This is a genomic window from Micromonospora sp. SH-82, from assembly GCF_051132485.1.
Classification (GTDB): domain Bacteria; phylum Actinomycetota; class Actinomycetes; order Mycobacteriales; family Micromonosporaceae; genus Micromonospora.
Window position 1 is genome coordinate 4,678,577 of sequence record NZ_CP148049.1, and the last position, 25,531, is coordinate 4,704,107.

The following is a 25,531-nucleotide window of genomic DNA, read 5'->3' on the forward strand; positions in this document are numbered from 1 at the left end:
GCTCAGTTGCGGGTGGTGATGCTCGCCAGTCGGGCCGCCGCCTCCTCGTCGGAGAGCCCGGCGAGCAGCTCCACGACGAGCTCCTCGATCCGCCCGGCCAGCGCCCGGACGGTGCGTGCCTCGAAGAGTCCGGCCACCGTCAGGTCCACCTGGAACTGGTCGCGGATCCGGGCGACGAGCTGCACGGCGATCAGGGAGTTGCCGTTGAGGTCGAAGAAGTCGTCCTCGGCGCCCACCGCGTCCAGGCCGAGGGTGTCGGCCCACATCGCGGCGAGGACCCGTTCGACGTCGCCGTCCGGCTCCACGAACGGGGTCAGCAGGCTGCGCGTGGCCACCGACGAGGTCGCCTTCGGCGCGGCCATCAACTGGTCCCGCAACGCGTCCCGGGTCACCTCGGCGGCCATCCGCATCCGCTTGACGAAGCTGTCCGGGCAGACGATGACCTGCGGGGCCGCCCCGGAGTCGAGCATCCGGCGCAGCATCGGGTAGCCGTCTTCGGGCTCGATGCCGAAGGCCTTCTCGTTGCTGCGCAGCAGGGCCCGCTCCAACTGCCGGGCGACGCTGAACTGGCTCTCGTCGTCGTCGGTGTCGGCCTGCGCCGTCGCGTCCGGGGACCCGTCGGTGGACATGGTGGTGTCGGCGTACTCGAACATCGTGAAGCCCTTGATCGCCACCAACTCCACCCCGTCGGTGTCGACGAGGGTGATGTCGGTACGGATCAGCGCGCCCCTGGTGTCGTCGAGGTGCCTGATGTAGCTGTAGAACCGGCGCGGCAGGGTCCCGCGTACGGTGATCCGGTCGTAGCCGAAGGGCAGGTGGCTGGTCTGGCTGGCGACCACCGTCTGGCCGAGCGCGGTGGCCTTGTCCAGCAGCGCCGGGTGCAGCCCGAACTGGGTCAGGTCGGCGAGGAACTCCTCACCCAGCTCCAGCAGGACCAGCTCGTCGAAGAGCCCCGCCTCGGTGCTCTCGCTGTGCCAGTGCCCCTTGATGGCCTGCTGCCAGCGCGGGCCGAGGCTGATGATCCCCTCGGTGGCGGCCTCCGCCTCGTCCTCCACGGCGCAGGTGGCCCGCCAGGCGGACAGGTCGTGGCGGGGGGCGTCGTCGCGCGGCCCCGGGCCGACCCGGGCGGTGGTGAACTCCACCGGGTTGCCGCCACCGGCGTCCGCGTCGGCGATCAGCACGTCGTAGCTGCCGCCCTGCGCCGGGGTGAGGATGACGTGGACGGTCCGGCTCTCGTCGAACGACAGGGGCCGCATGAAGACCACGTCCCGGACCTCGGCCGTCGCCTCCCCGGTGACCTCCTGGTAGGCCGCCCGGACCATCTCCACCAGGCTGGTGCCGGGCATGGTCGGCACGTGGGCGAGCTGGTGCTCGGCGGTCACCCAGTCGTCGGTCGACAGGTTCTTGACGAAGATGACCTGGTCGCTGCCGGCGCGGACCAGCCGGCTGCCCAGCAGCGGGTGGGTCACCTGCTCGAACCGGTCGCCCATCTCGAAGGACGTGAGCAGGTCCGGGGCGTCGATCTCGAAGGCCATCCCCAGCTTCGACCAGATCGGCCAGTTGACCGACACCACGTGGGTCCGGCCCTCCTGCCGGGAGTGGGCGTACGCGTCGAGGATCGCGTTGGCCGAGCAGTAGTCGAACAGCCCGAAGTCGCCGGAGAAGACGGTGAACGAGGAGTAGAGCACGATCAGGTCGAGGCTGTCGCCGAAGACCTCCTCGATGGCCAGGGTGCCGAAGACCTTGGCGGCGAGGACCGCCTCGGCGTCGGCGAACTGCCGCGTTTCGAGCATCCCGCCACCGGTGATGCCGGCGGCGTGCAGCACCCCGGACACCGGCCCGAACGTCGCCTCGGCCTGCGCCCGCACCTCGCGGAGCTGGTCCGGGTCGGTGACGTCGGCGGCCACCACGAGGACCTCACCGCCGGCCGCCTCGATGTCGCGTACCGCGGTGATCCGGGCGGTGGTCGGGCTCTCGGCACCGGCCAGCAGGTCGTCCCACTGGTCGCGGGGCGGCAGCCCGGAGCGTCCGGTGAGCACCAGCTTGGCCTGGTGCCGCTCGGCGAGGTCCTTCGCGGTGACCAGGCCGATGCCGCCGAGGCCACCGGTGATCAGGTACACCCCGCCGTCGCGCAGCAGTCGCTGCGCCGAGCCGACCCCGTCGAGTGCCACCTCCTCGTGCGCCCAGGTCCACCGCTTGCGGCCCCGGTAGGCGACCACCTGGTCACCGGCGACCGAGGTGATCTCCCGCAGCACCTGCTCGGCGACGGAGTCCGGGGCGCCGCCCGCCACGTCGACCGAACGGCAGGTGGTGTCGCTGAACTCCTTGGGCAGCAGCCTGACGAACCCGTCCACGCCGCTCTTGACCGGCTCGATCCGCTCGCCGCCGACCACGTCGCGCAGCTCACTGGTGAGCAGGTAGACGTCGAGCGGCGGGCTGACCGGGTTGCGGGAGAACGCCTGCGCGGTGGCCAGGATGCTGAAGAAACCGTGGTCCAGACCGGCTCGGGCCCGGTCCCGGGCGGTCGCCCCGGACAGGTCGCCGACCAGCCAACCGTGCACGACCTTGAGCCGTCCGGGCTGCCGGGTGAGGGCCGCCGCGACCACCGCCGGGTAGTCGGCGGCCTCGCCCGCACGCACCACGTACGCGTCGCCGTCGGCCGAGGGTTCGTCGCCGGCCCGGACGGTGACCACCCGGGCCCCGGCGGCGCGGAGCCGACCGGTGAGGGCGGTGACGGGGTTCTCCCCCGCCGGTTCGAAGACCAGCCACACCGCGTCGGTGTCCACCTCGCCGGGGGCCGGCGGGGCGGTCTGCTTCCACACCGGTACGTAGTACGGCCCGGTCTCGGTGCTCACCGCGACGTCCTGGGTGTCGGTGACGGTGGCGACCCCGTCGAGCCAGGAGCGCTGCTTCTCGTAGGGCACCCGGGGCAGGACCACCCGGTAGCGGGTCTCCCCCGACCACAACGCGGAGAAGTCGACGGCGGCACCGGCCTGCCAGGCCTGGCCGAGCGCGCCGAGCAGGACGGTGGTGTCGGGCTGGCGGCGCTGCGGGTGCCGCATCGTCGGCACCACCAGGCCCTGCTTGTCGGCGGCGAGCCGACGTCGGGCCAGCCCGGTGAGGGTCTGACCCGGGCCGAGCTCCACCAGGACCCGCTTGTCGCCCTCGGTGAGCAGCCGGACGGCGTCGTCGAAGCGGACGGCGTTGCGCAGGTGGGCCGCCCAGTACCCGGGGTCGGTGGCCTGCTCGGCGGTGATCCAGTCACCGGTCAGGTTGGACACGAACGCGACGGTCGGCTCCCGCCGGGCCACCGCTGCGACCAGCTCGGTGAACTGCTCCAGGATGGGGTCCATCATCCGGGAGTGGAAGGCGTGCGAGGTGTGCAGTCGACGTCCCTGCATGCCCTGCACCCCGAGGACCGCCTCGAACTGCTCGACGGCGGCGTGGGCGCCGGAGACCACCGACAGTCCGGGGCCGTTGACGGCGGCCAGGTCGAGGTCGGCGGGGAGCAGGGACGCGAGGGTCTCCTCGGGCAGCGGGACCGCCAGCATCGACCCGCTGGGCAGCTGCTGCATCAGTCGACCGCGCTCGGCGACCAGGCGCAGCGCGTCGTCGCGGGTGAAGACCCCGGCCAGCGTCGCGGCGACGTACTCGCCGACGCTGTGCCCGACCATGGCGTCCGGGGTCAGCCCCCAGCTCTGCACCAGCCGGGCCATCGCGTACTCGACGACGAACAGGGCCGGTTGGGTGACCTCGGTCTGGTTGAGCCGCTGGGCGAGCGCGGCCTCGTCGCCGGTGCCGTACAGCAGTTCGCGCAGGTCCCATCCGGTGTGCGCGAGCAGCACCTCGGCGCACTCGTCGACCTCGGTGCGGAACACCGGCTCGCTGTCGTACAGGTCCCGGCCCATCTGCGGGTACTGGGCGCCCTGGCCGGGGAAGGCGAACGCGACGGCGCGGCTGCCGCCGCGCGGCGGGACGACACCGGTGGTGGGCTGCGGGACCCCGGCGGCGAGCCGGTCACCGGCCTCGGCCCCGTCACCGGCGACCAGGAAGCTGCGGACCTGCCGGACCGGACGCCCCACCGCCAGGGTGTACGCGGCGTCGGCCAGCTCCTCGGGCCGGTCCCGCAGGTGGGCGCCGACCGCTGCGGCGGTGGACTCCAACGCACTGGGGGTACGGGCGGAGAAGAGCAGCAGCTGCTCGGCGCGCTTGGGGGCGGACGACGGCGTGACGGCCGGTGCCTCCTCCAGGATGAGGTGACCGTTGGTGCCGCCGACGCCGAAGGAGCTGACGCTGGCCCGCAGCGGCCCGGAGTCGGACTTCCACGGGGTGATGTCGGTGTTGACGTAGAACGGCGAGTTGTCGAAGTCGATCTGGGGGTTCGGCTCGTCGTAGTTGAGGTGGGGCGGGAGCACCTTGTGCTTCATCGCCAGCACCGTCTTGATCAGACCGGCCACACCGGCGGCCGCGCCGAGGTGACCGACGTTCGTCTTCACCGAGCCGATCCCGCAGTAGTGGCGGCGCTCGGTGTGCCGGCGGAACGCCTTCGTCAACGCGGTGACCTCGATGGGGTCGCCGACGAAGGTGGAGGTGCCGTGGGCCTCGACGTAGCTGATGGTCGCCGGGTCGACGCCGGAGCGGGTCAGCGCGTCGGAGACCGCGGCGAGCTGCCCCTCGACGCTGGGCGCGGTGAAGGCGCCCTTGGCGGACCCGTCGTTGTTGATGGCGGTGCCCCGGATGACGGCGAGCACGTTGTCGCCGTCGGCGAGCGCGGCGTCGAGGCGCTTGAGCAGGACCACTCCCGCCCCGCTGCCGAAGACGGTGCCCCGGGCCTTGGCGTCGAAGGTGCGGCAGTGCCCGTCGGGTGAGTAGAGGCTGCCCTCGCTGTAGAAGTAGCCGCTGACCCGGGGGATGAACTCCTCCACCCCACCGGCGAGGGCCATCTCGCAGTCCCCGTCGCGCAGCGCCTGGCAGGCCAGGTGGATGGCGACCATCGAGGTGGAGCAGGCGCTGAGGCAGGTGAAGGAGGGGCCGCGCAGGCCCAGCCGGTACGACACCCCGGTGGCCAGGTAGTCGGCGGTGTTGGAGATGTTCGTGGACAGCTTGCCCATCACCCCGATGACCTCGGGGTGCTTGTTGACGTTGTCCTCGAGGTAGTTGTTGAACCCGACGCCGCCGTACACCCCGATCCGGCCCTGGTAGGCGCCCGGGTCGTACCCGCCGTGCTGGAGGGCGGTCTCGCACTCCTCCAGGAAGATGCGGTGCTGCGGGTCGAGGATCTCGGCCTCGCGGGGGCTCATCCCGAAGTAGCCGGCGTCGAACATGTCGGCGCCCTCGGTGATCGGGGCCGCCTTGACGTAGCTGGGGTCGGCGATGTGCGAGTCGGGGACCCCGGCCTCCCTCAGCTCGTCGTCGCTGAAGAAGGTGATCGACTCCACCCCACCGACGAGGTTGCGCCAGAACTCGTTGACGTCGCGTGCACCGGGGAAGCGGCCCGCCAACCCGATGATGGCGACCTGCGCGTCTTCGACACCGCTCACCGTATTCCCTCTCAGTTCCACCAGGATCGATGCCGCGTGTATCCACCAGGATCGATACGGTCGTGGGCTTGCCACTCGGGCCGGCCAGACAGGACGAACGAAGTCTGTTTGCCGGACACGAGCAGCGACAAGATGGTCGGGCCCGCTTGGCGAGTAGTCGCCAGCCGGGCGGCACGGACAGGACCGCGCAGGTCGGACGCCACCGACACCGGTGCCGTGGGCACCGGTGGACGTGGCTCGGCGGACGACTACCCCATGATCACCGCGACCGTCGCGACGACGACGAGCACCACCAGGACCCCCAGCGGTACGGCCCGCTGCGTCCGCTCCCGGCGCTCCCCGGTGGGCAGCGCGAAGCCCGACGCCACCACCGCGCCGACCAGGAGCCCGGCGACGTGTGCGGCGACGGCCATCCCGGGGATGGCGAACGTGGTGACCACCCCGAACACGATCAGCCCGATCGGCAGCACCGGTCGGCGACGCAGCCGCAGACAGACCACCAGCAGGCCGGAGAAGGTCCCGAAGACGGCCCCGGACGCCCCGGCGGTCAACGCGTCGTGGGCGAACAGGTACGTCGCCACCGAGGCGCCCAACCCGGACAGCAGGAACAGTTGCAGGAACCGGGCCGCGCCGAGGATCGGCTCCAGGCGCCGCCCGGCGAGGACGAGCTGCACCATGTTGGCCAGCAGGTGTGCCAGGCCGTAGTGCAGGAACATGGTGGTCACCAGCCGCCACACCTGACCCGAGTCGACGGCCTCGCCGTTCATCTCGCCCGCCAGGTGCAGCGGGCTGATCCCGTCCCAGATCGCGCCGTCCGGGGTCAGCCCCTCGGTCACCGCCACCCAGACCAGGGCCACCACGGCGACCAGGACGTTCACCCCGACCAGGGACTTCAGCACCGGTCTGGTGGCACCTCCGGAACCGCCGAAGGCAGGCTCGACGGGGTCGTCGGTGGCGGCCCGGGACCGTTCGTCGACCGTCACGTCGTCCTCCTCGTCCTCGGGCGCGTCCGCGTAGACCTCGCCCCGGTCGTTCGACCAGATCCCGTCGCGCAGCTTCAGCAACGCGTACCCGGTCAGCACCGCAGCCAGCGCGGCGGACAGGAACAGGGGGGCGCGCAGTCCGCCCTCCCGGCCGAGCAGCGGGATGGCTGCCTTGACCACCACGCCGCCGATCAGCGACCCCAACGCCAGCGGTCCCCAGGACAACAGCCGGTAGATGCTGTTGACCCGGCCGAGCATGTGTTCGGGGACGATCCGTTGCCGGTAGGAGATGGTCACCACGTTCCAGATGACGGCGAGAGCGGCCCCGACCGACAGGGCGACCCCGACGACTATCGCGCTGGAGGTGAACCCGATGCTGAGCCCGACGGCGCTGTTGCCGGCCAGGGTCAGCAACAGCACCCGGCGCGGCCCGAACCGCTCCTCCAGCATCGGGGCGAGCCCGGCCCCGGCCGCCGCCCCGATCGCTCCGACGGCGAACAACAACCCGTACTGGCCGGGGTTGAGACCCAGCACCTCCTGGGCGAAGAGGACCTGGGTGCCCACGATGATGGAGCTGGCCAGGTTGAGCAACCCCAGGAAGATCCCGAGTTGGCGGAGCACCCGGTGGCCCCAGAAGTAGCGCAGCCCCACTGCCATGTCGGCCCGCAACGTCCCGCGTACCGTCGGCGGTCCGGTCGGGGACACGGCCGCCGTATCCGGCCCGGACGTCGCATCCGGCCCGGACGTCGCATCCACCGCCGGGTCGGTCGGGGACGCCGCCGGGGGCGGCGGGGTCGCCCCGACCGCGTCGGCGGCGGCCGGTGCCACCACTGCCGGACGCCGGGTCCGGACCTTGACCAGGACGATGAGCCCGGCGGCGAGCAGGAACAGGGCGGCGTCCAGGGCGAACGGGAGGGTCACCGAGACCAGCAGCAGCCAACCGCCGATCGCCGGACCGAGGAACACCCCGCCGGTGGTGTCGGCGAGCAGCAGGTTGCTGTTGGCGCGGTTGAGCTGCGACGGGCGGACCACCCGGGGCAGGATCGTCTGGCTGGCGTTCTCGTTGAGCACCGTGAGGGTGCCGATGGCGAACGCCACCAGGTAGACCATCCACAGCGCTGTCACGTCGGTGAAGACCGCGACGGCGAGCAGGCCGACGACCAGGGCCCGACCGATGTGGGTGGTGGAGATCAGCCGACGGTGGTCGTACCTGTCGACCCACACCCCGGACGGAAGGCTGAACAGCAGCCAGGGCAGCTCCGCCGCCACCGCCACCGCGGCGATCGCCAGGGGGTCCCGGGTCAACTCCGAGGTCAGCCAGGGGAAGGCGACGACGGTGATCCCCGAACCCAGGTTCGCCACGAACATCGCCGCCAGCAGGGCCCAGAAGGCCCGGCCGAGCGGGGCGGGTCGACCGGCCCTCGGGCTCGCCGCAGGGCCGCCGCCGCCCGGTGGTGTGGCACCGGCACCGGGTGGCGCAACGGCCTGGTCCGGGGGTGTCGCCTGGTCCGGGACCATCGCCGAGGCGGGAGCGGTCACCGTGCCCGCCGGCTTCGCGGAGCCGGTACGTTCCGGCACCGTGTCGGTCACGCCGCCTCCTCGTGTCGCGCGGGATGCCGGGCGCCCGCCGCTCGAACCGTTACAGGGCACGGCAGAGCCGGGCACCCCGTCAACGCGGTGTCCACTTCTCGCCAGCAGCCCCGGACGCCTTGCCCCACCCGGTCGCCCCCGCGAGCATCTGACTGCGCAGGCCCATGCCCGCCGAGAGGAGATCCCGCGTGTTCGCAGACGACGACGACCGGCAGTACACGGTCGTGATCAACGGCGAGGAGCAGTACTCGATCTGGCCGGTCGGACGGGCGGTCCCGGACGGCTGGACCGAGGTCGGGGTGACCGGCCAGAAGGCCGAGTGCCTGGAGCACATCAAGGGGGTGTGGACCGACATGCGTCCCAAGAGCCTCCGGCAGCGCATGGGCGTCTGACCGGTGGGCGCACTGCGTACCGGCATCGCGATCGAGGGCAGTGGGCTCGGGGTGGCCGAGCTGATCGGCCGGGCCCGGGTCGCCGAGGAACTCGACCTGGACTCGGTCTGGCTGATCCAGCTGCCCAACATGCGTGACAGCGCCTCGGTGCTCGCCGCGATGGCGGCCGTCACCGACCGGATCCAGCTCGGCGCGGGCATCCTGCCGATCTACACCCGGCCGCCGGTGGTGATGGCCCAGACCGCCGCGACGATCGACGAGGTCTCCGAGGGGCGGTTCGCGCTCGGTCTGGGGATGGGACACCGGCTGACCGCCGAGTGGTCCCTGGGGGTACCGCTGGGACCGGCCCTACCCGCGATGCGGGAGTACCTGCAGATCGTGACCTCGCTGCTGCACACCGGCGAGGTCTACCGCGACGGCACGTACTACAAGGGCAACGCCCGATACGCCTCTCCCCGACGGCCGCTCGTCCCGACCTACCTGGGGGCGCTGGGGCCGAGGATGGCGGAGCTGGCAGGTGAGGTGGCCGACGGTCTGCTGCTCTGGATGTGCACCGTCGACTACGTCCGGGACGTGGCGATCCCGCACCTGCGCAAGGGGCTCGAACGCGCCGGCCGCAGCCTCGACGACTTCCCGGTGGTGGTGTTCACCCCCGGTGCGGTCTCCGACGACCCGGCCACCGACACCGAGTCGCTGCGGCAGTACCTGTCGACCTACGCCCGGGTCCCCAACTACCGGGCCATGTACGAGGCCAGCGGGTACGCCCACGCCCTCACCGACGGCGGGATCGGCGACGACCTGCTCCGGGCGGTCGGCGTGATCGGCTCGGCCGACCAGGTCACCGGCCGGATCGCCGAGTTCGCGGCGGCCGGCGCGACCGAGGTGGTGCTCGCCCCGATGGCCAGCGCCCACGACGACAGGGACCGGTGGCGGCGTACCGCCCGGGCCGTCCGCGAGGCCGCCTCCGGCTGACCCGGGTACGCGTCCCGAGGGCGGGCGGGGTGCTCCCCGACCCGCCCTCGTCGTCTCACCCGGTCGTGCCCGCCGCCAGCTCGGTGGCCACCGTCCGCAGGATCGACCGGCGGTCCTGTTCGAAGAACGAGTGGTCCCCGGGGAAGAGCCGCAGGGCGAACTCGCCGCTGGTCTCGGCCCGCCACCGCAGCATCGTCGGCACCGTGGTGCTCGGGTCGTCGTCGGCCCCGAAGACGGTGATCGGCATCCGCAGCGGCGGCCCCGGCCGGTACGTGTCGGACTCGAAGACCTCGTAGTCGGCGCGGACACTCGGCTCGAACATCGCGAACAGCCCCGGATCGTCGATGATCACCGGGGGGATGATGCCCAACGCCCGCAGGTGGTCGGCGAGTTCCGGCCCGGACATCTTGTGCACCCCGCCGTCGCGGTCCACCGCCGCCGGGGACGGGCAGGCGCAGACGAACAGGTGCGCCGGTGGCCGTCCGGCCCGTTCCAGGAGCCGGGCCAGCTCGAACGCGGTCAACGCCCCGGAGCAGTAGCCGAACAGGGCGTACGGGACGTCGGTCAGCCCCTCGACCACGTCGCCGAGCTGACCGACGACGTCCTCCATCCGGGTCAGCAGCGGCTCCCGCAGCCGGCTCTCCCGGCCGGGCAGCCGGACCGCGCACAGGTCGATCCCGTCGGGCAGGTCCGGACCCCAGGACCGGAAGGTGGCCCCACCCCCACCGGCGTGGGGGAAGCAGATCAGTCGCATCCGGGCGTCGCCGGACGGCCGCAGCCGCGCGATCCACGGTGAGGTCAGCATCGGACCTCGCCTCCTTCGGCGTCGAGCGCCCGCAGAGCCTGGCTCATGCGGTGCACTGTGGAATGGTCGAACACGATCCGCATCGGCAGCTCACGTCCCCGTTCCCGGCCCACCCGGGCCACGAGCGCAGCGGCCAGGAGGCTGTGCCCGCCGATGTCGAAGAAGTCGTCGTGCACCCCGACCCGGGGCACCCCGAGGACGTCGGCCCACAGCCGGGCGAGGTCCTCCTCGGCCTCGTCGGCCGGGGCGGCGGGGGTGGCGACCGACTGCTGGTCCGGGTCGGGCAGGGCGAGCCTGTCGACCTTCCCGGTGACCGTCGTCGGCAGCGACGCCAGCAGGGTGAAGGTGGACGGCACCAGGTGCGCCGGCAGGCTCTCGGCCAACCGGGTACGCAGCTGCGCGGGTGTCGGCGCACCGTCGGCCACCAGGTACGCGGCGAGTTCCGGCTCCGTCCCCGGGGTACGGTGCCGGGCCACCACCACCGCCTGTCGGACCGCCGGTAGGGCTTCCAGGGCGCGTTCGACCTCACCCGGCTCGACCCGGAAACCCCGGATCTTCACCTGGTGGTCGACCCGACCGAGCAGTTCGACCTGCCCGTCGGCGCGGACCCGGGCCCGGTCGCCGGTGCGGTAGAGCCGGGCACCCGGACGGTACGGGTCGGGCACGAACCGTTCGGCGGTCAGGTCGGGACGCCCGAGGTAGCCCCGGGCCAGGCAGTCCCCGCCGACGTACAGCTCACCGGGGACCCCCACCGGTGCGGGCTGTCCGGCCCGGTCGAGGACGTACGCGGTGACGTTGGCCAGGGGGCGGCCGACCGGGACGACACCGTCGGCGGTGTCCGGGACGTACGCGGGGGGACAGAGCGAGTCCCAGCCCTCGGCGGAGCCGTACAGGTTGTGCAGGGACCGGCCGGGCATCCGGTCGACGAACTCCCGGGCTAGGGCGGCGGGCAGGGGTTCCCCGGAGCTGATCCACAGGCGCAGCGTCGGCAGCCTGTCGGCGAGGTCGTCGACGGTGAGCAGGAGCATCCGCAGCAGGGTCGGCACCAGCAGCAGTCGGGTCACCCCGGCGGCGGCCAACGCGCCGGTCAGTGCCCGGGGGTCGCGTCCGGTGTCGGCGTCGACCACCACCGTCGGTACCCCGTGGACCAGCCCGCCGAGCAGTTCCCACAGGGAGTCGACGAAGGCGATCGGGGTCTTCAGGCAGCCGACGTCGTCGGCCCGGTAGGGATGTTCGGCGGCGAACCAGTCGATCCGGTTGACGATGGCGCGGCCGGTGACGGCGACGCCCTTGGGTCGGCCGGTGGAGCCGGAGGTGTAGATGACGGCGGCCAGTCCGTCGAGGGTGGTCGACGGCTCCGGCAACGGTTCCTCGTCGGACTCCCGGCCGGCGGGGTCGGCCGCGGCGGCGGGGTCGGCCGCGGCGGCGGGGTCGGCGGAGGCTGGGTCGGCGGGGTCGGGGCCGTCGACCAGGACGACTGTGAGGTCGGCGGGGAGCCGCGGCCGCAGCGCGGCGGTGGTCACGACGACGCCCGCCCCGGAGTCGGCGACCAGGTACGCCAACCGCTCGGGCGGGTTGCCCGGGTCCAGGGGCAGGTACGCCCCGTCGGCCCGCCAGACGGCGAGGGCGGCGGTGGGCAGGTCGAGTCCGTGGTCGAGGCAGACCCCGACAGGGGTCTCCGGGCCGACGCCGAGGCGACGCAGTCGCCGGGCCAGGCGGGTGGAGCGCCGGTCGAGGTCGGCGTAGCTCAGGGTCCGTTCCCCGTGGACGTACGCGACGGCGTCGGGGGTCCGGGCGGCCTGGCGGGCGAAACGGGCCAGGGGGGTGGCCGGGCCGAAGTCGCGGCGGGCACCCCGGGCGACGTCCCGGGTGAGCTGGTGGGCCTCGGCGTGACCGGGCAGGGCGAGGGTGTCGATCGACGCGTCCGGATCAGCCACCACCTGCCCCAACACACTCACCCAATGACCCACCAACCCCTCCACCCCACCCCGCGACCACACCTCGGACGAAAACTCCACGAACCCCGCCAACACCCCCGACTCCAACTGCCACACATGCACCGACAAATCAAAAGCCGCCGACCGAGACTGCGACGGCAACGACTCCACCACCACATCCCCGAAAGCCGACACCTCCCCCGGCAAATTCTGCACCACCAACGCCACCTGAACAAAAGGAACAACACCCGAACCCCGACGCGGATGCAACTCCTCCACCACCCGATCAAACGGCACATCCTGATGCGCAAAAACATCCAACGCACCCGACCTCACCCGACCCAACAAACCCCTAAACGACGGCCCCCCCGACACATCCCCCCGAAAAACCACCGTATTCACAAAAAACCCGATCAACTCCTCCAACTCAGCCAACGGCCGATTCGCCACAAACGAACCCACCACCACATCATCCGAACCCACATACCTCCCCAACACCACCTCCAACCCCGCCAACAACCCCATGAACAACGTCGCACCCTCACCCCGACACAACCCCACCAACCCCTCCGACACCCCCACCGGAACCTCAAACCGCACCCGACCACCACCCGAACCCGAACCCCGACCACCACCACCCCCCGGCAGATCCATCACCACCGGCGCACCACCCAAATACCCCCGCCAAAAACCCAACCCCCGCTCCAACACCCCACCCGACAACCACTCCCGCTCCCACACCACAAAATCCGAAAACTGAACACCCAACCCCACCAACGGCGAACCCACACCCGACACGAAACCCTCATACAACACACCCAACTCCCGCAACAACACCGAACCCGACCACCCATCGAAAACCACATGATGAGCCGACACCACCAACACATGCTCACCCACACCCACCCGCACCAACACCCACCGCGTCAACGGCCCCACCGACAGGTCGAACGGTTCCAGGGTGGCCTGGAGGACCCGGGCGGTGACGGCGTCGGCGCGCTTGTCGACCGGGACCTCGGCCAGGTCCACCATCGACAGCTCCACAGCGGACGGCGGTGAGATCACCAGGTGGGGTTCGCCGTCGACGGCGACGAACCGGGACCGCAACACCTCGTGCCGCGCCACCACCTCGTCGATCGCCCGACCCAACGCCGACACGTCCAACCCACCCACCAACCGCAACGGCCACACCACGTTGTACTCCACCGAACCCGGACGCAACCGATCCACGAACCACAACCGACGCTGCCCCGACGAGACCGGCAGCGGGTCCGGGGTGGGGACCACCCGGCGCAGCGGCGGCCGGGTCGCCACGTCGCTGCGCAGCAGGGCCTCCAGCTCGGCGGCCATCCCGGCGACGGTGGGGGCGGCGAAGAACGCCGACAGCGGCAGGTCCCTGTCGAAGGCCCGGCGGGCCCGCGCGACGAGCCTGCTGGCCAGCAGCGAGTGGCCGCCGAGGTCGAAGAAGTCGTCGTGTGCCCCGATCCGGTCCAGCCCGAGCAGGTCGGTCCAGATCCCGGCCACCTGCTCCTCGATCGGGTTGCGGGGGGCGACGAAGGCGGTGCCGACGTCCGGACGGGCCCCGTCCGGGTCGGGCAGCGCCCCTCTGTCGATCTTGCCGTTCGGGTTCAGCGGCAACGCGTCGAGCACCACGATGGTGTTCGGCACCATGTAGCCGGGCAGGAAGCCCCGCAGGTGGGCCAGGAGTTCCCCGACCGAGGGCGGCGGGGCGGCGACGGCCCGCTCCACGTACGCCACGATGGTGTGGTCGTCGACGTCGTCCGGGCGGGCCACCGCCACCGCCTCGGCCACGGCCGGATGGCGGCGCAGCTGCTGTTCGATCTCGCCCAGCTCGACCCGGAATCCGCGCACCTTCACCTGGTGGTCGATCCGGCCGAGGAACTCCACGACGTGGTCGGGGCGGCGACGGACCAGGTCACCGGTGCGGTAGAGGCGACGCCCCGGGGCGTACGGGTGGGGCACGAACCGTTCGGCGGTCAGGTCGGGTCGACCCAGGTAGCCCCGGGCCAGGCAGTCGCCGCCGAGGTACAGCTCACCGGGCACCCCGACGGGGCACAGGTTGCCCTGCGGGTCGACGACGTACAGCTCGGTGTTCGGGATCGGACCGCCGATCGGCACCCGCCCGTCCAGGTCGCCACCGGGGTGCATCGTGTGGGTGGCCGCGAAGATCGCCGCCTCGGTCGGGCCGTACCCGTTGACCAGGACCGCGTCGGGGGCGAGGTGGCGCAGCGCCTTCTCCGAGTGGCTGGTGGAGAGCTGGTCGCCGCCGGCGATCAGGGTACGCAGACCGCCGAGGGCGTCACCGGCGACGTCGACGACGGCGTGGAACAGGGCGGCGGTCAACCAGCAGACAGTCACCTGGGCCGCCGGGATGAACACCCCGACCCGCTCCGGCAACGCCTTACCGGGCAGGATCGCCAGCTCCGCCCCGTTGGTGAGGGCACCGAAGATCTCCATGACCGAGACGTCGAAGGTCAGCGACAGGGCGTGCATCATGACGTCGTCCGGGCCGATCGACGCGTACGTCGGGCGGTGCACCCGGGAGACCGCGCACCGGTGGTCGACGGCGACCCCCTTGGGGCGGCCGGTGGACCCGGAGGTGTAGATGACGTACGCCAGGTCGTCCGGGGTGACCGGGGTCGCGTCGGGCACCGGACCGGCGGGGGCGTCGACGGCGCCGGTCTCCCCGTCGATCGGCAGGACGGTGGTCGACTCCGGCAACAGGTGCCGGGTGGTGGCGCCGGCCACGACGGTGCGGGCCCCGGAGTCGGCGAGCATGTACGCGAGCCGCTCGGGCGGGTTCTCCGGGTCCAGCGGCAGGTAGGCGGCACCGGACCTGAGGATGCCCAGGACCCCGACCACCGAGGCCGGGGACCGTTCGACGCAGACCCCGACGAGGGTCCCGGTGCCGACGCCGTGGCCGCGCAGGAGCCGGGCCAGGTCCTCGGCGCGCTCGTCGAGTTCCCGGTAGGTCAGCTGCCGTCCGGCGCAGGAGACCGCGACGGCGTCGGGGCGGAGGCGGGCCTGTTCGGCGACGAGGTCGTGCAGGCAGTGTCCGCTGTCGACGGCCACCGGGTCGGTGACGGCGGCGGCGAGGAGGGCCTCCCGCTCGGCCCCGGCGGGTAGGGCGAGGGTGTCGATCGACGCGTCCGGATCAGCCACCACCTGCCCCAACACACTCACCCAATGACCCACCAACCCCTCCACCCCACCCCGCGACCACACCTCGGACGAAAACTCCACGAACCCCGCCAACACCCCCGACTCCAACTGCCACACATGCACCGACAAATCAAAAGCCGCCGACCGAGACTGCGACGGCAACGACTCCACCACCACATCCCCGAAAGCCGACACCTCCCCCGGCAAATTCTGCACCACCAACGCCACCTGAACAAAAGGAACAACACCCGAACCCCGACGCGGATGCAACTCCTCCACCACCCGATCAAACGGCACATCCTGATGCGCAAAAACATCCAACGCACCCGACCTCACCCGACCCAACAAACCCCTAAACGACGGCCCCCCCGACACATCCCCCCGAAAAACCACCGTATTCACAAAAAACCCGATCAACTCCTCCAACTCAGCCAACGGCCGATTCGCCACAAACGAACCCACCACCACATCATCCGAACCCACATACCTCCCCAACACCACCTCCAACCCCGCCAACAACCCCATGAACAACGTCGCACCCTCACCCCGACACAACCCCACCAACCCCTCCGACACCCCCACCGGAACCTCAAACCGCACCCGACCACCACCCGAACCCGAACCCCGACCACCACCACCCCCCGGCAGATCCATCACCACCGGCGCACCACCCAAATACCCCCGCCAAAAACCCAACCCCCGCTCCAACACCCCACCCGACAACCACTCCCGCTCCCACACCACAAAATCCGAAAACTGAACACCCAACCCCACCAACGGCGAACCCACACCCGACACGAAACCCTCATACAACACACCCAACTCCCGCAACAACACCGAACCCGACCACCCATCGAAAACCACATGATGAGCCGACACCACCAACACATGCTCACCCACACCCACCCGCACCAACACCCACCGCGTCAACGGCCCCACCGACAGGTCGAAGGGGTGTTCACCCGCCTCGGCGACGTACCGCGACAACTCCGCCTCGCGGGTCTCGGCCGACTCGCCGCTGAGGTCGACCCGGCGCAGGTCGACAGGCCGGGGCGCGGAGATGACCGCCAGCGGTTCGCCGTCGACGGCGACGAACCGGGACCGCAACACCTCGTGCCGCGCCACCACCTCGTCGATCGCCCGACCCAACGCCGACACGTCCAACCCACCCACCAACCGCAACGGCCACACCACGTTGTACTCCACCGAACCCGGACGCAACCGATCCACGAACCACAACCGACGCTGCCCCGACGAGACGGGGACCAGGCGTTCGTCGCCCTCGGCGAGGAGGGTGGCCAGGACCTGGACCTGGTCGGCGGCGCCGGTGGTTGCGGGCTGACGGTCGGCGGTCATCACTGCTCCTGCGGGGCGGTGTCGGGTGCGGTGCCCGGCTGGGCCGGGCGGCGGAGGGCCGGGGACGACCCGGTGGGGGCGGCGGACCCGGTCGGGGCGGCGGAACCGGTCCGGGCGGCGGAACCGGTCGGAGCGGCGGAACCGGTCGGGGCGGCGGACCCCGTCGGGGCGGGGGACCCGGTGGTGGGTGAGGCCACGCTGCCGAGGATCCCGGCCAGCAGTTCCTCGCTGCTCGCCCGGCGCAGTCGGGGTACGGCGGCGGCCGGACGGACCGGCGTCGGGCCGGTGGACGGGGGCGCGACCGCCGCCGCGAAGGCCGCCAGCGTCGGATGCTCGAAGACCTGGCGGAGCCGGACCTGCGGGCCGAAGTGCCGACGCAGCCGGGACACCACCTGCGTGGCCAGCAGGGAGTGTCCGCCCAGGGCGAAGAAGTCGTCGTCCCGGCTCACCTCGGCCAGGCCGAGCACCTCCACCCAGACCCGGGCGACGGTCTGCTCCGCCCCGCTGCGCGCAGGGGCGGACTCGGCCCGGGGGGCGGTCGGCGGCTCCGGCAACCGACCCCTGTCGATCTTGTCGGTGCCGGTGCGGGGCAGGGCGTCGACGACGTACCAGCCGGTCGGCACCAGGTATCCGGGGAGCAGGGCGGCGAGCCCGTCGCGGAGTCGACGGTGGCCGTCGGCGGCCAGTCGGGGCGCGTCGGCGGACTCCACGTAGCCGAACAGTTCGAGGTCGCCCCGGGGACCCGGGCGGGCCACCACCGCCGCGTGACGGACCCCGGGCAGGGTGCACAGGGCGGCCTCCACCTCGCCGGGCTCCACCCGGTGTCCACGGATCTTGAGCTGGGCGTCGACCCGACCGCCGAACTCCAACTGGCCGTCGGACAGCACCCGGGCCAGGTCGCCGGTGCGGTAGAGCCGCTCCCCGACGCCGAAGGGGCTGGGCACGAAGCGCTCGGCGGTCAGCCCCGGGCGACCCAGGTAGCCCCGGGCCAGGCCGGCACCGGCGACGTACACCTCCCCGAGCACGCCGGGCGGCACCGGCGTCAACTCCCGGTCGAGGACGTAGCAGGCGGCACCCGGGACCGGCGCACCGATCGGGACCCGGCCGCCCAGGTCCGCGACGTCGGGTCCGGCCAGCGGGGCGAGGGTGACGGCGATGCTGGTCTCGGTGGGGCCGTACGCGTTGCTGAGCGCCACCCACGGGCACGCCCGCCGCCAGGCGGTGACCCGGGCCGGGGTGGTCGCCTCGCCCCCGATCACCAGCAGGCGCAGCCCTCCCGGGGCGGGCGGGTCGCCCTGTTCCACCTCGGTCACCAGTTCGTGGAAGTACGCGGTGGGCAGGTGCGCCACCGTCACCCCGAACCTGGCGCACTCGTCGAGGAACTGCCGGGGGGTGTCGATCATGTCCTCGGTCCGCAGCACCAGGCACGCCCCGGTGGCCAGGGCCGGGAAGATCTCCTCGGCGCTGACGTCGAAACTGAGGGCGGTGAACTGCAACACCCGGTCGGCGGCGGTCAGCCCGTGCGCGGCCCGGTCCGCCGCCGCGTAGTTGACCACGCCCCGGTGCGTGACGAGCACCCCCTTCGGGGTGCCGGTGGAACCGGAGGTGTACATCAGGTAGGCGGCGTCGTCGGGGTCCACGGCGACGGACGGGGCCGGTCGGACCGACGCCGGTGGGACGGTGCCGGGGTCCAGGACCGGGACGTCCGTCCCGGGCGGCACCGCCGCGTCGGCGTCGGCGAGGACGGCCGTGACCTGCGCGTCGGCGAACAGACCGGCGATCCGGGCGGTCGGCAGGTCGGGGTCGACCGGCAGGTACGCCGCACCGGCGCGCAGCACCCCGAGGAGCCCGGCGACCGCCCCCGCCGACCGGCGGGTCAGCAGGCCCACCACGTCGCCGCGACGGACCCCGGCGTCGTGCAGCCCGGCCGCCACGTCACCGGACCAGGCGTCCAGGCTCCGGTGGTCCAGGGTGCGTCCGGTCGCCGGGTCGTGGACCGCCGGGGCGTCGGGGGTCCGGCGTACGGTGTCGGCGAACAGGTCGGTGAGGGTGCCCGGCGGGGCGGCCAGGTGTCGACGGTCGGCGGCGGCGAGCACGTCGCCCCGGTCGGCGTCGCCCATCAACGCGACCGAGCCGATCCGCACCGACGGATCGGTGGCCACCGCCGCCAGCACCACCTGGTAGGCGGCGAGGACCCGGTCGGTGGTGCCGGGGTCGAACAGGTCGGTGTCGTACTCGGCGACCAGACGTGGCCGGTCGCCGTCGACCACCGAGAGGCTGAGGTCGAACAGGGAGGTCCGGCGGTCGGTGACGGGCACGTCGGTGGCGGTCACCCCCGGCAGCCGCAACGCGTCCAGGCCCCCCGGCTGGACGTCGAACATGACCTGGAAGACCGGGTGGTAGCTGGGTTCCCGGTCCGGGCGCACCGCCTGGACCACCTGCTCGAACGGCAGCCGGGCGTGGGCGTGGGCGTCGAGGACGACGTCGCGGACCCGGGCCAGCAGGTCGGTGAAGGTGGGGTCGCCGCCCAGGTCGAGCCGGAGCGCCACGGTGTTGGTGAAGAACCCGATGAGCTGTTCCAGCTCGACCCGCTCCCGACCGCCGACGGCGGTGCCGACGACCAGGTCGTCGACGCCGGTGTGGCGGTGCAGCACCACCGCGAACGCGGCCAGCAACGTCATGAACGGGGTGACCCGTTCCCGACGGGCCAGCTCCCGCAACGACCGGGCCACCTCGGCGGGGACCACCGTCTCGACCAGGGCTCCGGTGTGGCGTCGGACCCCGGGGCGGGGCCGGTCGGTGGGCAGGGGCAGCAGCGGCGCGGCCCCGTCGAGCACCCCACGCCAGTGGTCGAGCTGGTCGGCCAGGCCGCCGGTGGCGAGGACCTCCCGTTGCCAGAGGGCGTAGTCGGCGTACTGGAGGGGCAGGTCGGGAAGGAGCGCCGGGCGGTCCTGCGACACCGCCGCGTACGCCTCGGCCACCTCGCCGAAGAACAGCGGCGCCGACCACCCGTCGAAGACGGCGTGGTGCAGGGTCAACAGCCACACGTGGTCGTCGGCGGCGAACCGGAGCAGGTCGCTGCGCAGCAGCGGCCCGACGGCCAGGTCGAACACCGTACGGGCGTGGGTGGCGGCCCGCTCGGTGGCGGTGGCGTCGCGGTCCTGCGGGGCGGTGGCGGTCAGGTCGTGGACGGCCGTCGGCACCGGAAGGTGGGCGGCGATCACCTGGTGGGGTCGGCCGTCGACGGCCCGCAGGGTGGTCCGCAGCGCCTCGTGCCTGTCGACGACGGTCTGCACCGCCGTGGCCAGCGGACCGGTCCGCAGCGGCCCCCGGAGCCGGACCGCGAAGTGCACGTTGTACAGCGGGTTGCCGGGTTCGAGCTGGTCGGCGAACCAGAGTCGTTCCTGCCCGGGAGCGGCGGGCAGGGCGACGACGCTCTCGTCGCCGTCGGGTGCGTCGCCGACCTCGGGTGCCTCGCCGGTGGTCACCGGTCCCCCTCCGTCGGGTCGCCGACGGCCACCGCGCCGAGGGCCGGTCCGCCGGACGTCACGGCACCCGGGGGCGGTCCGTCGGGGGCCGACGGGGTCGGGTCCAGTGCGGTGGCCTTCACCCGGTAGGCGCCCCGGGACCGGGGCACCAGGGCCGGCTGCGGGCGCGCCGGGACTCCGTCGCCGATCCGCCGGGCCACCCCGGCCACCGTCGGTGCGGCCAGCAGGTCCCGTACGGACAGGTCGACGCCGAGGTCGGCCAGGAGCCGGGCGGTGACCCGGGCGGCGAGCAGCGAGTGTCCACCCAGGTCGAAGAAGTCGTCGTCGGCACCGAGTGCGGCGACGCCGAGCACCTCCCGCCAGACGGCGGCCACCCGTTCCTCGACACCCGGCTCGGGCGGACGGGACCGGGTGTCCGGTGCGGGTTCGACGGTGTCCGGGGCCGGCAGTGCCCGCCGGTCGACCTTGCCGCTGGCGGTCCGGGGCAGCGTCGGCAGGACGGTGACCGCCGTCGGCACCAGGTACGAGGGCAGCGTGCCCCGCAGGGCGTCCCGTAGGGCGGTCGGTGCGAGTCCGGCCCCGCCGACGTAGGCGACCAGCCGCAGTCCGGTCCGGTCGGGGTGGGCGACCACCACCGCGTCGTCGACGCCGGGCAGGGCGCGCAGGGCGTGCTCCACCTCCCCCGGCTCCACCCGGAATCCCCGGATCTTGACCTGGCTGTCGGCGCGGCCGAGGAACTCGATGCCGCCGTCGGGTCGGAACCGGCCCCGGTCCCCGGTGGCGTAGTACCGTCCTCCGCCGGGGGCGGGCAGGAACCGCTGGGCGGTCAGGTCGGGACGCCCGTGGTAGCCCCGGGCCACCCCGACCCCGCCGAGGACGATCTCGCCGACCGCCCCGACGGGGACGGGGGCACCGGCGGCGTCGAGGATCCGTACCCGGACACCGGGCAGGGGTTCACCGATGGGCAGCGGCCTGTCGTCGACGGTCACCGGTCCGAGCTCCCGCAGCGTGTCGCCGATGGTGACCTCGGTGACCCCGTAGACGTTGAGGATCCGGGTGTCCGGGCCGAACGCGGCGCGCAGCCGCCGGTATTCGGCGGTGGTCCACGCCTCCCCGCCGATCGCGGCCAGCCGCAGCCCGGTCAGCCGGTCCCCGGTGGCGGCCAGGTGGGCGGCGAGCAGACCGGCCACCGAGGGGAGCAGTTCGACGGTGTCCACGTCGTGGTCCCGGATCACCGCCAGCAGCGCCGCCGGGTCCGCCGCCGCCCCGGGTGGGCAGAGGACCAGCCGCCCTCCGGACAGCAGTGCCCGGACCAGGTCGCCGGTGCAGACGTCGAAGGCCAGGGCGGCCAGTTGCAGGTGTACGCCGGGGTGCCGGTCGAGATCGTAGGCGGCCCGCCAGGCGGCGTACTTCGCCGACAGGGACCGGTGGCTGATCCCGACGGCCTTGGGTCGGCCGGTGGAGCCGGAGGTGTAGATCAGGTAGGCGAGCTGGTCGGGGTGGACCTCGACGGCGGGGTCGGTGTCGGGGGCCTCGGCCAACGCCGGGTCGTCGGGCCGGATGCGCTGCACGACGCGGACCCCGGGCAGGTCCCGGTCGGTGACCAGGGCGGCCGGGTCGGCCGAGGCGAGCAGGTCGGCGATCCGCTCCGGTGGGCTGTCCGGGTCCAACGGCAGGTAGGTGGCGCCCGCCTTGAGTGCGCCGAGCACCGCGGCGACCCAGTCGACCCCCCGGGGCAGCCAGACGCCGACGACGTCCTCGGCGCCGATCCCCCGGGCGCGCAGCAGGTGGGCGAAGCGGTTGGCGCGCCGGTCCAGGTCGGCGTAGGTGACCGGGTCGTGGCCGGGGTGCACCACGGCGACGGTGTCGCTCCGGGTCGCGGCGACCCGCCCGAACAGCTCGCCGACGGTGTCGTCGGTCGGTACGTCGCAGGTCGGGGCCGCCGTCGTCGGGGCGTACGCGTGCAGGGGCAGCTCGGCGAGCCGGGACCGGGGGCTGTCCACGACGGCCCGCAGCAGGTCCCGGTACGCCTCGGCGAAACCGGCGACGGTCGCGGCGGTGAACAGGTCGGTGCGGTACTCCCAGATCATGGTGATCCGCTGGTCCCGGTCGGCGGCGGGCACCCCCACCTGCCGTTCGGCGCGCGGGACCACGAGGACCGACAGGTCCAGTTTGGCGGTCCCGTTGTGCCGTTCCAGGTAGGTGGCCGAGATCGGCCCGGCGTGCAGCGGGACCAGGGGGGCGTCGTCGAAGTTCATCATCGCGGCGAACAGCGGGTTGTGGCCGGGGCGGCGGGCCGGGGCCAGGTCGCGTACCAGGTGGACGAAGGGCAACGCCTGGTGGGCCTGGGCCTGCTGGCTGACCCGGCGTACCTGGTCGAGGAGGTCGTCGAAGGGCAGGTCGCCGCCGGTGGCCAGGCGCAGGACCGCCGGGTTGACGAACATGCCGAGGATCCGTTCGGTGCCGGGGACGGCCCGGTTGCCGTACGCCGACCCGACGCAGAGTTCGTCCTGGCCGGTGAAGCGGTGCAGCATCGCGGCGTACGCGGCGGTCATCGTGACGAAGAGGGTGACGCCCCGGTCGCGGCTGAACTCCCGGACCGCCGCGCACAGGTCGGCGGGCAGTTCCACCCGGTGGACCGCCCCGGCGGCCTGCTCGCCGTCACCGCGTGGGTGGTCGTAGGGCAGGTCGAGGTGGGCGGGTGCCCCGGCGAGGGTGGTCCGCCAGTGCTCCAGTTGGGCCCGCATCCCCGGCCCGGCCAGCGCCTCCCGCTGCCAGTGCACGAAGTCGAGGTACTGGAGGGTGGGGTCGGCCGGGGCCGGGGACCAGCCCGCGACGGCGGCGTAGTTGGTCAGGACCTCCTCCACCAGCATCGCGAACGACCATCCGTCGTGGATGATGTGGTGCTCGACGAGGATCAGCTCGTACTCCTCGTCGGCGAGGCGCAGCAGCGTCCACCGCAGCAGCGGCAGCCGACCGACGTCGAACGGTTCGCGGATCTCGGCGGCCACGACGTGTTCGGCGGCGGCCCAGGGGTCCGGCGCGGCCCGCAGGTCCCGGCCGACCACCCGGACCGGGTACGGCGGGTGGACGATCTGCACCGGCTCGCCGTCGCGGGAGGTCACAGTGGTCCGCAGGATCTCGTGTCGACGGACCACAGCGGTGAGGGCGGCCTCCAGGAGCCGGACGTCCACGGGGCCGGTGAGCCGGATCGTGGTGGGCGCGTTGTAGGCGAGGTTGGCCTCGGAGAGCTGCTCGAAGAACCAGATCTGTTCCTGCATCACCGACAGCGGGCCGTGCCCGCGGTCACCGGTGCGGGGGCGCAGCACCGGCAGGCCGGTCTCCGGCTGCGGCTCGGTACCGGCCCGGGCCACCCGGTCGGTCAACTCGGCCAGGGTGGGGTTGGCCAGCAGGTCCGACAGGGGCACCGCGACCCCGAGGTCGGCGAGCAGGTCGGCCTGGACCCGGGCGGCGAGCAGACTGGTGCCGCCCAGGGCGAGGAACCTGTCGTCGGCCCCGACGGTCGGCAGGTCGAGGATCCGCTGCCAGATGGCGGCCACCGGATCCGCGTCGCCGTCGCGCGGGTCCACGCCCCCCGTCGGGTCCACGTCGGGGGCGCTCCGGTGCACCGGCACGGCGGCGGTCAGGGCCGCCCTGTCGACCTTGCCGCTGGGGCGCAGCGGAAGCCGGTCGAGGACCTGCCACCCGGTGGGCACCATCCAGGTCGGCAGCCGTTCGCCGAGCCAGGCGGCCAGCTCCCCGGTCGGCGGGACGGTGGTGGCCTCGACCCCGACGACGTGGGCGACGAGCCGCCCGTCGCCGCCGGTCACGCAGGCCTGTGCCACTGCGGGGTGCCGCAGCAGGGCGGACTCGATCTCGCCCGGCTCGATCCGGAAACCCCGCACCTTGAGCTGTTCGTCGACGCGTCCGAGGAAGGTGAGGACGTCACCGCTGCGCCGCACCCGGTCACCGGTGCGGTACATCCGGGCTCCGGGGGGACCCCACGGGTCGGGGACGAAACGGTCGGCGGTCAGGTCGGGGCGACCCAGGTACCCCTGGGCGAGGGCGGTCCCACCGACGTACAACTCCCCCTCGTCGGCGGTGGGCGCGTCGGTGGGGAGTTCCCCGTCCACGACGTGGAGCGCGCGGGGGCCCACCACCGACCCGATCGGTACGCCTGCCGTACCGACGCCGTCCTCGACGCGGGCGACGTGCAGCGACGCGGTCATCACCGTCTCGGTCGGTCCGTAGGCGTTGACCACGTCCGGGCCGTCCGGGCCGACGGCGGCGTGCCACCGGGCCAGGGCCGACGACGACAGGGCCTCCCCGCCGACCAGGACGGTCCGCGTCGACGCGGCCACCGCCGTGCAGGCGGCGGCGTGCCGGGCGGTGGTCAGCTCGGCGAAGAGGGCGGTCGGCAGGTCGGCGACGGTGACCCCGTGGTCGGTGACGGCCTGTGCCAGCTCCACCGGTCCCCACACCCGGTCGTCGCGCAGCAGGACGGTGGCCCCGGCGGCGAGCCCGCCGAAGAGCTGCTCCATCGCCACGTCGAAGCTCTGTCCGGCCATCTGGAGGACCACGTCGTCGGGGCCGAGGCCGAGCCGCCCGACGATCGCCCGCACGTGCGCCACCGCGGGCCCGTGCGACACCACCACACCCTTGGGTACGCCGGTGGAGCCGGAGGTGTAGATGACGTAGGCGGCCTGGTCGGCGTCGACGGACACCGGGTAGTCGTCGGCGGGCGGGACCGGGGCGTCGACGTCGTACGTCGGCACCTCGGTCACTGTGGTGCCGGTGGTCCGGGAGGTGACGGCGAGGCGTACCCGGGCGTCGGCGAGCAGGGCCGCGCGGCGGGCCGGCGGGAGGTCGTCGGCGAGGGGCAGGACGGCGGCCCCGGCTCCGAGCACCCCGAGCAGGGCGACGACGAGCTCCGGTCGGCGGCCGGTGTGGACGGCCACCACGTCCTGTGGGCCGACCCCCCGCCCGCGCAGCGCGGTGGCGACCGCCACGGCCCGGGTGTGCAGGTCGGCGTAGGTCAACCGGTGCGCCCCGCAGACCAGTGCGGTGCCGTCCGGGCGATCGGCGGCCTGCCGGGCCACCAGCTCGTGCAAGGTACCCGCCGCGTCGTGACCGGCTGTCATGTCTCCCCCAGCTTTCCGCAGGTCGGCGTCGGGCGTCCGACGTGACGCGACCCACCGGCGTCACGCGCGGGTGGGCGCGATGCCGCACGCCCGCGGACCGCCGGATAAGAGATTTCGGGACCGCCCGAAGCGTTGACAAGGACC

General features: G+C 73.0%; 8 protein-coding genes. 2 read left to right on the forward strand and 6 right to left on the reverse strand.

Features of this window, described 5'->3' with window-relative positions; all coding sequences use genetic code 11:
• Positions 1-2: 2 nt before the first annotated feature.
• Together WHN02_RS20770 and WHN02_RS20775 are read right to left on the reverse strand one after the other, a co-directional pair.
• Complete coding sequence (locus WHN02_RS20770) at positions 3-5,540, reverse strand: SDR family NAD(P)-dependent oxidoreductase (protein ID WP_434740371.1); 5,538 nt, start codon at positions 5,538-5,540, stop codon at positions 3-5.
• A gap of 248 nt (positions 5,541-5,788) precedes the next feature.
• A complete protein-coding gene (locus WHN02_RS20775; RefSeq protein WP_434740372.1) occupies positions 5,789-8,113 on the reverse strand; it encodes an MFS transporter in 2,325 nt (774 codons plus the stop codon).
• A 188-nt stretch (positions 8,114-8,301) separates the two neighbouring features.
• Between WHN02_RS20775 and WHN02_RS20780 the strand changes: the two genes are divergently transcribed.
• Together WHN02_RS20780 and WHN02_RS20785 are read left to right on the forward strand one after the other, a co-directional pair.
• Positions 8,302-8,505, forward strand: a complete 204-nt coding sequence (locus WHN02_RS20780) for an MbtH family protein (RefSeq protein ID WP_350899539.1) — start codon at positions 8,302-8,304, stop codon at positions 8,503-8,505.
• A 3-nt stretch (positions 8,506-8,508) separates the two neighbouring features.
• The gene (locus WHN02_RS20785) at positions 8,509-9,477 is read left to right on the forward strand and encodes an LLM class flavin-dependent oxidoreductase (RefSeq protein WP_434740373.1); all 969 of its coding nucleotides are present in this window, start codon (positions 8,509-8,511) and stop codon (positions 9,475-9,477) included.
• A gap of 55 nt (positions 9,478-9,532) precedes the next feature.
• Here WHN02_RS20785 and WHN02_RS20790 read toward each other — a convergent pair whose 3' ends face one another.
• From WHN02_RS20790 to WHN02_RS20805, 4 genes are read right to left on the reverse strand one after another with little or no spacing between them, the layout of a single operon-like run.
• Positions 9,533-10,282 carry a thioesterase II family protein gene (locus WHN02_RS20790; RefSeq protein ID WP_434740374.1) on the reverse strand — a complete coding sequence of 250 codons (750 nt, stop codon included), beginning with the start codon at positions 10,280-10,282 and terminating at the stop codon, positions 9,533-9,535.
• Positions 10,276-16,758 carry an amino acid adenylation domain-containing protein gene (locus WHN02_RS20795; RefSeq protein ID WP_434740375.1) on the reverse strand — a complete coding sequence of 2,161 codons (6,483 nt, stop codon included), beginning with the start codon at positions 16,756-16,758 and terminating at the stop codon, positions 10,276-10,278. The genes WHN02_RS20790 and WHN02_RS20795 overlap by 7 nt, the downstream gene beginning before the upstream one ends.
• Positions 16,758-20,246, reverse strand: a complete 3,489-nt coding sequence (locus WHN02_RS20800; protein ID WP_434740376.1) for an amino acid adenylation domain-containing protein — start codon at positions 20,244-20,246, stop codon at positions 16,758-16,760. Before WHN02_RS20800 ends, WHN02_RS20795 begins: the two co-directional genes overlap by 1 nt.
• Positions 20,243-25,387 (reverse strand): amino acid adenylation domain-containing protein, encoded by a 5,145-nt coding sequence (locus WHN02_RS20805; RefSeq protein WP_434740377.1) that lies wholly within the window; start codon positions 25,385-25,387, stop codon positions 20,243-20,245. The genes WHN02_RS20800 and WHN02_RS20805 overlap by 4 nt, the downstream gene beginning before the upstream one ends.
• Positions 25,388-25,531: the final 144 nt, after the last annotated feature.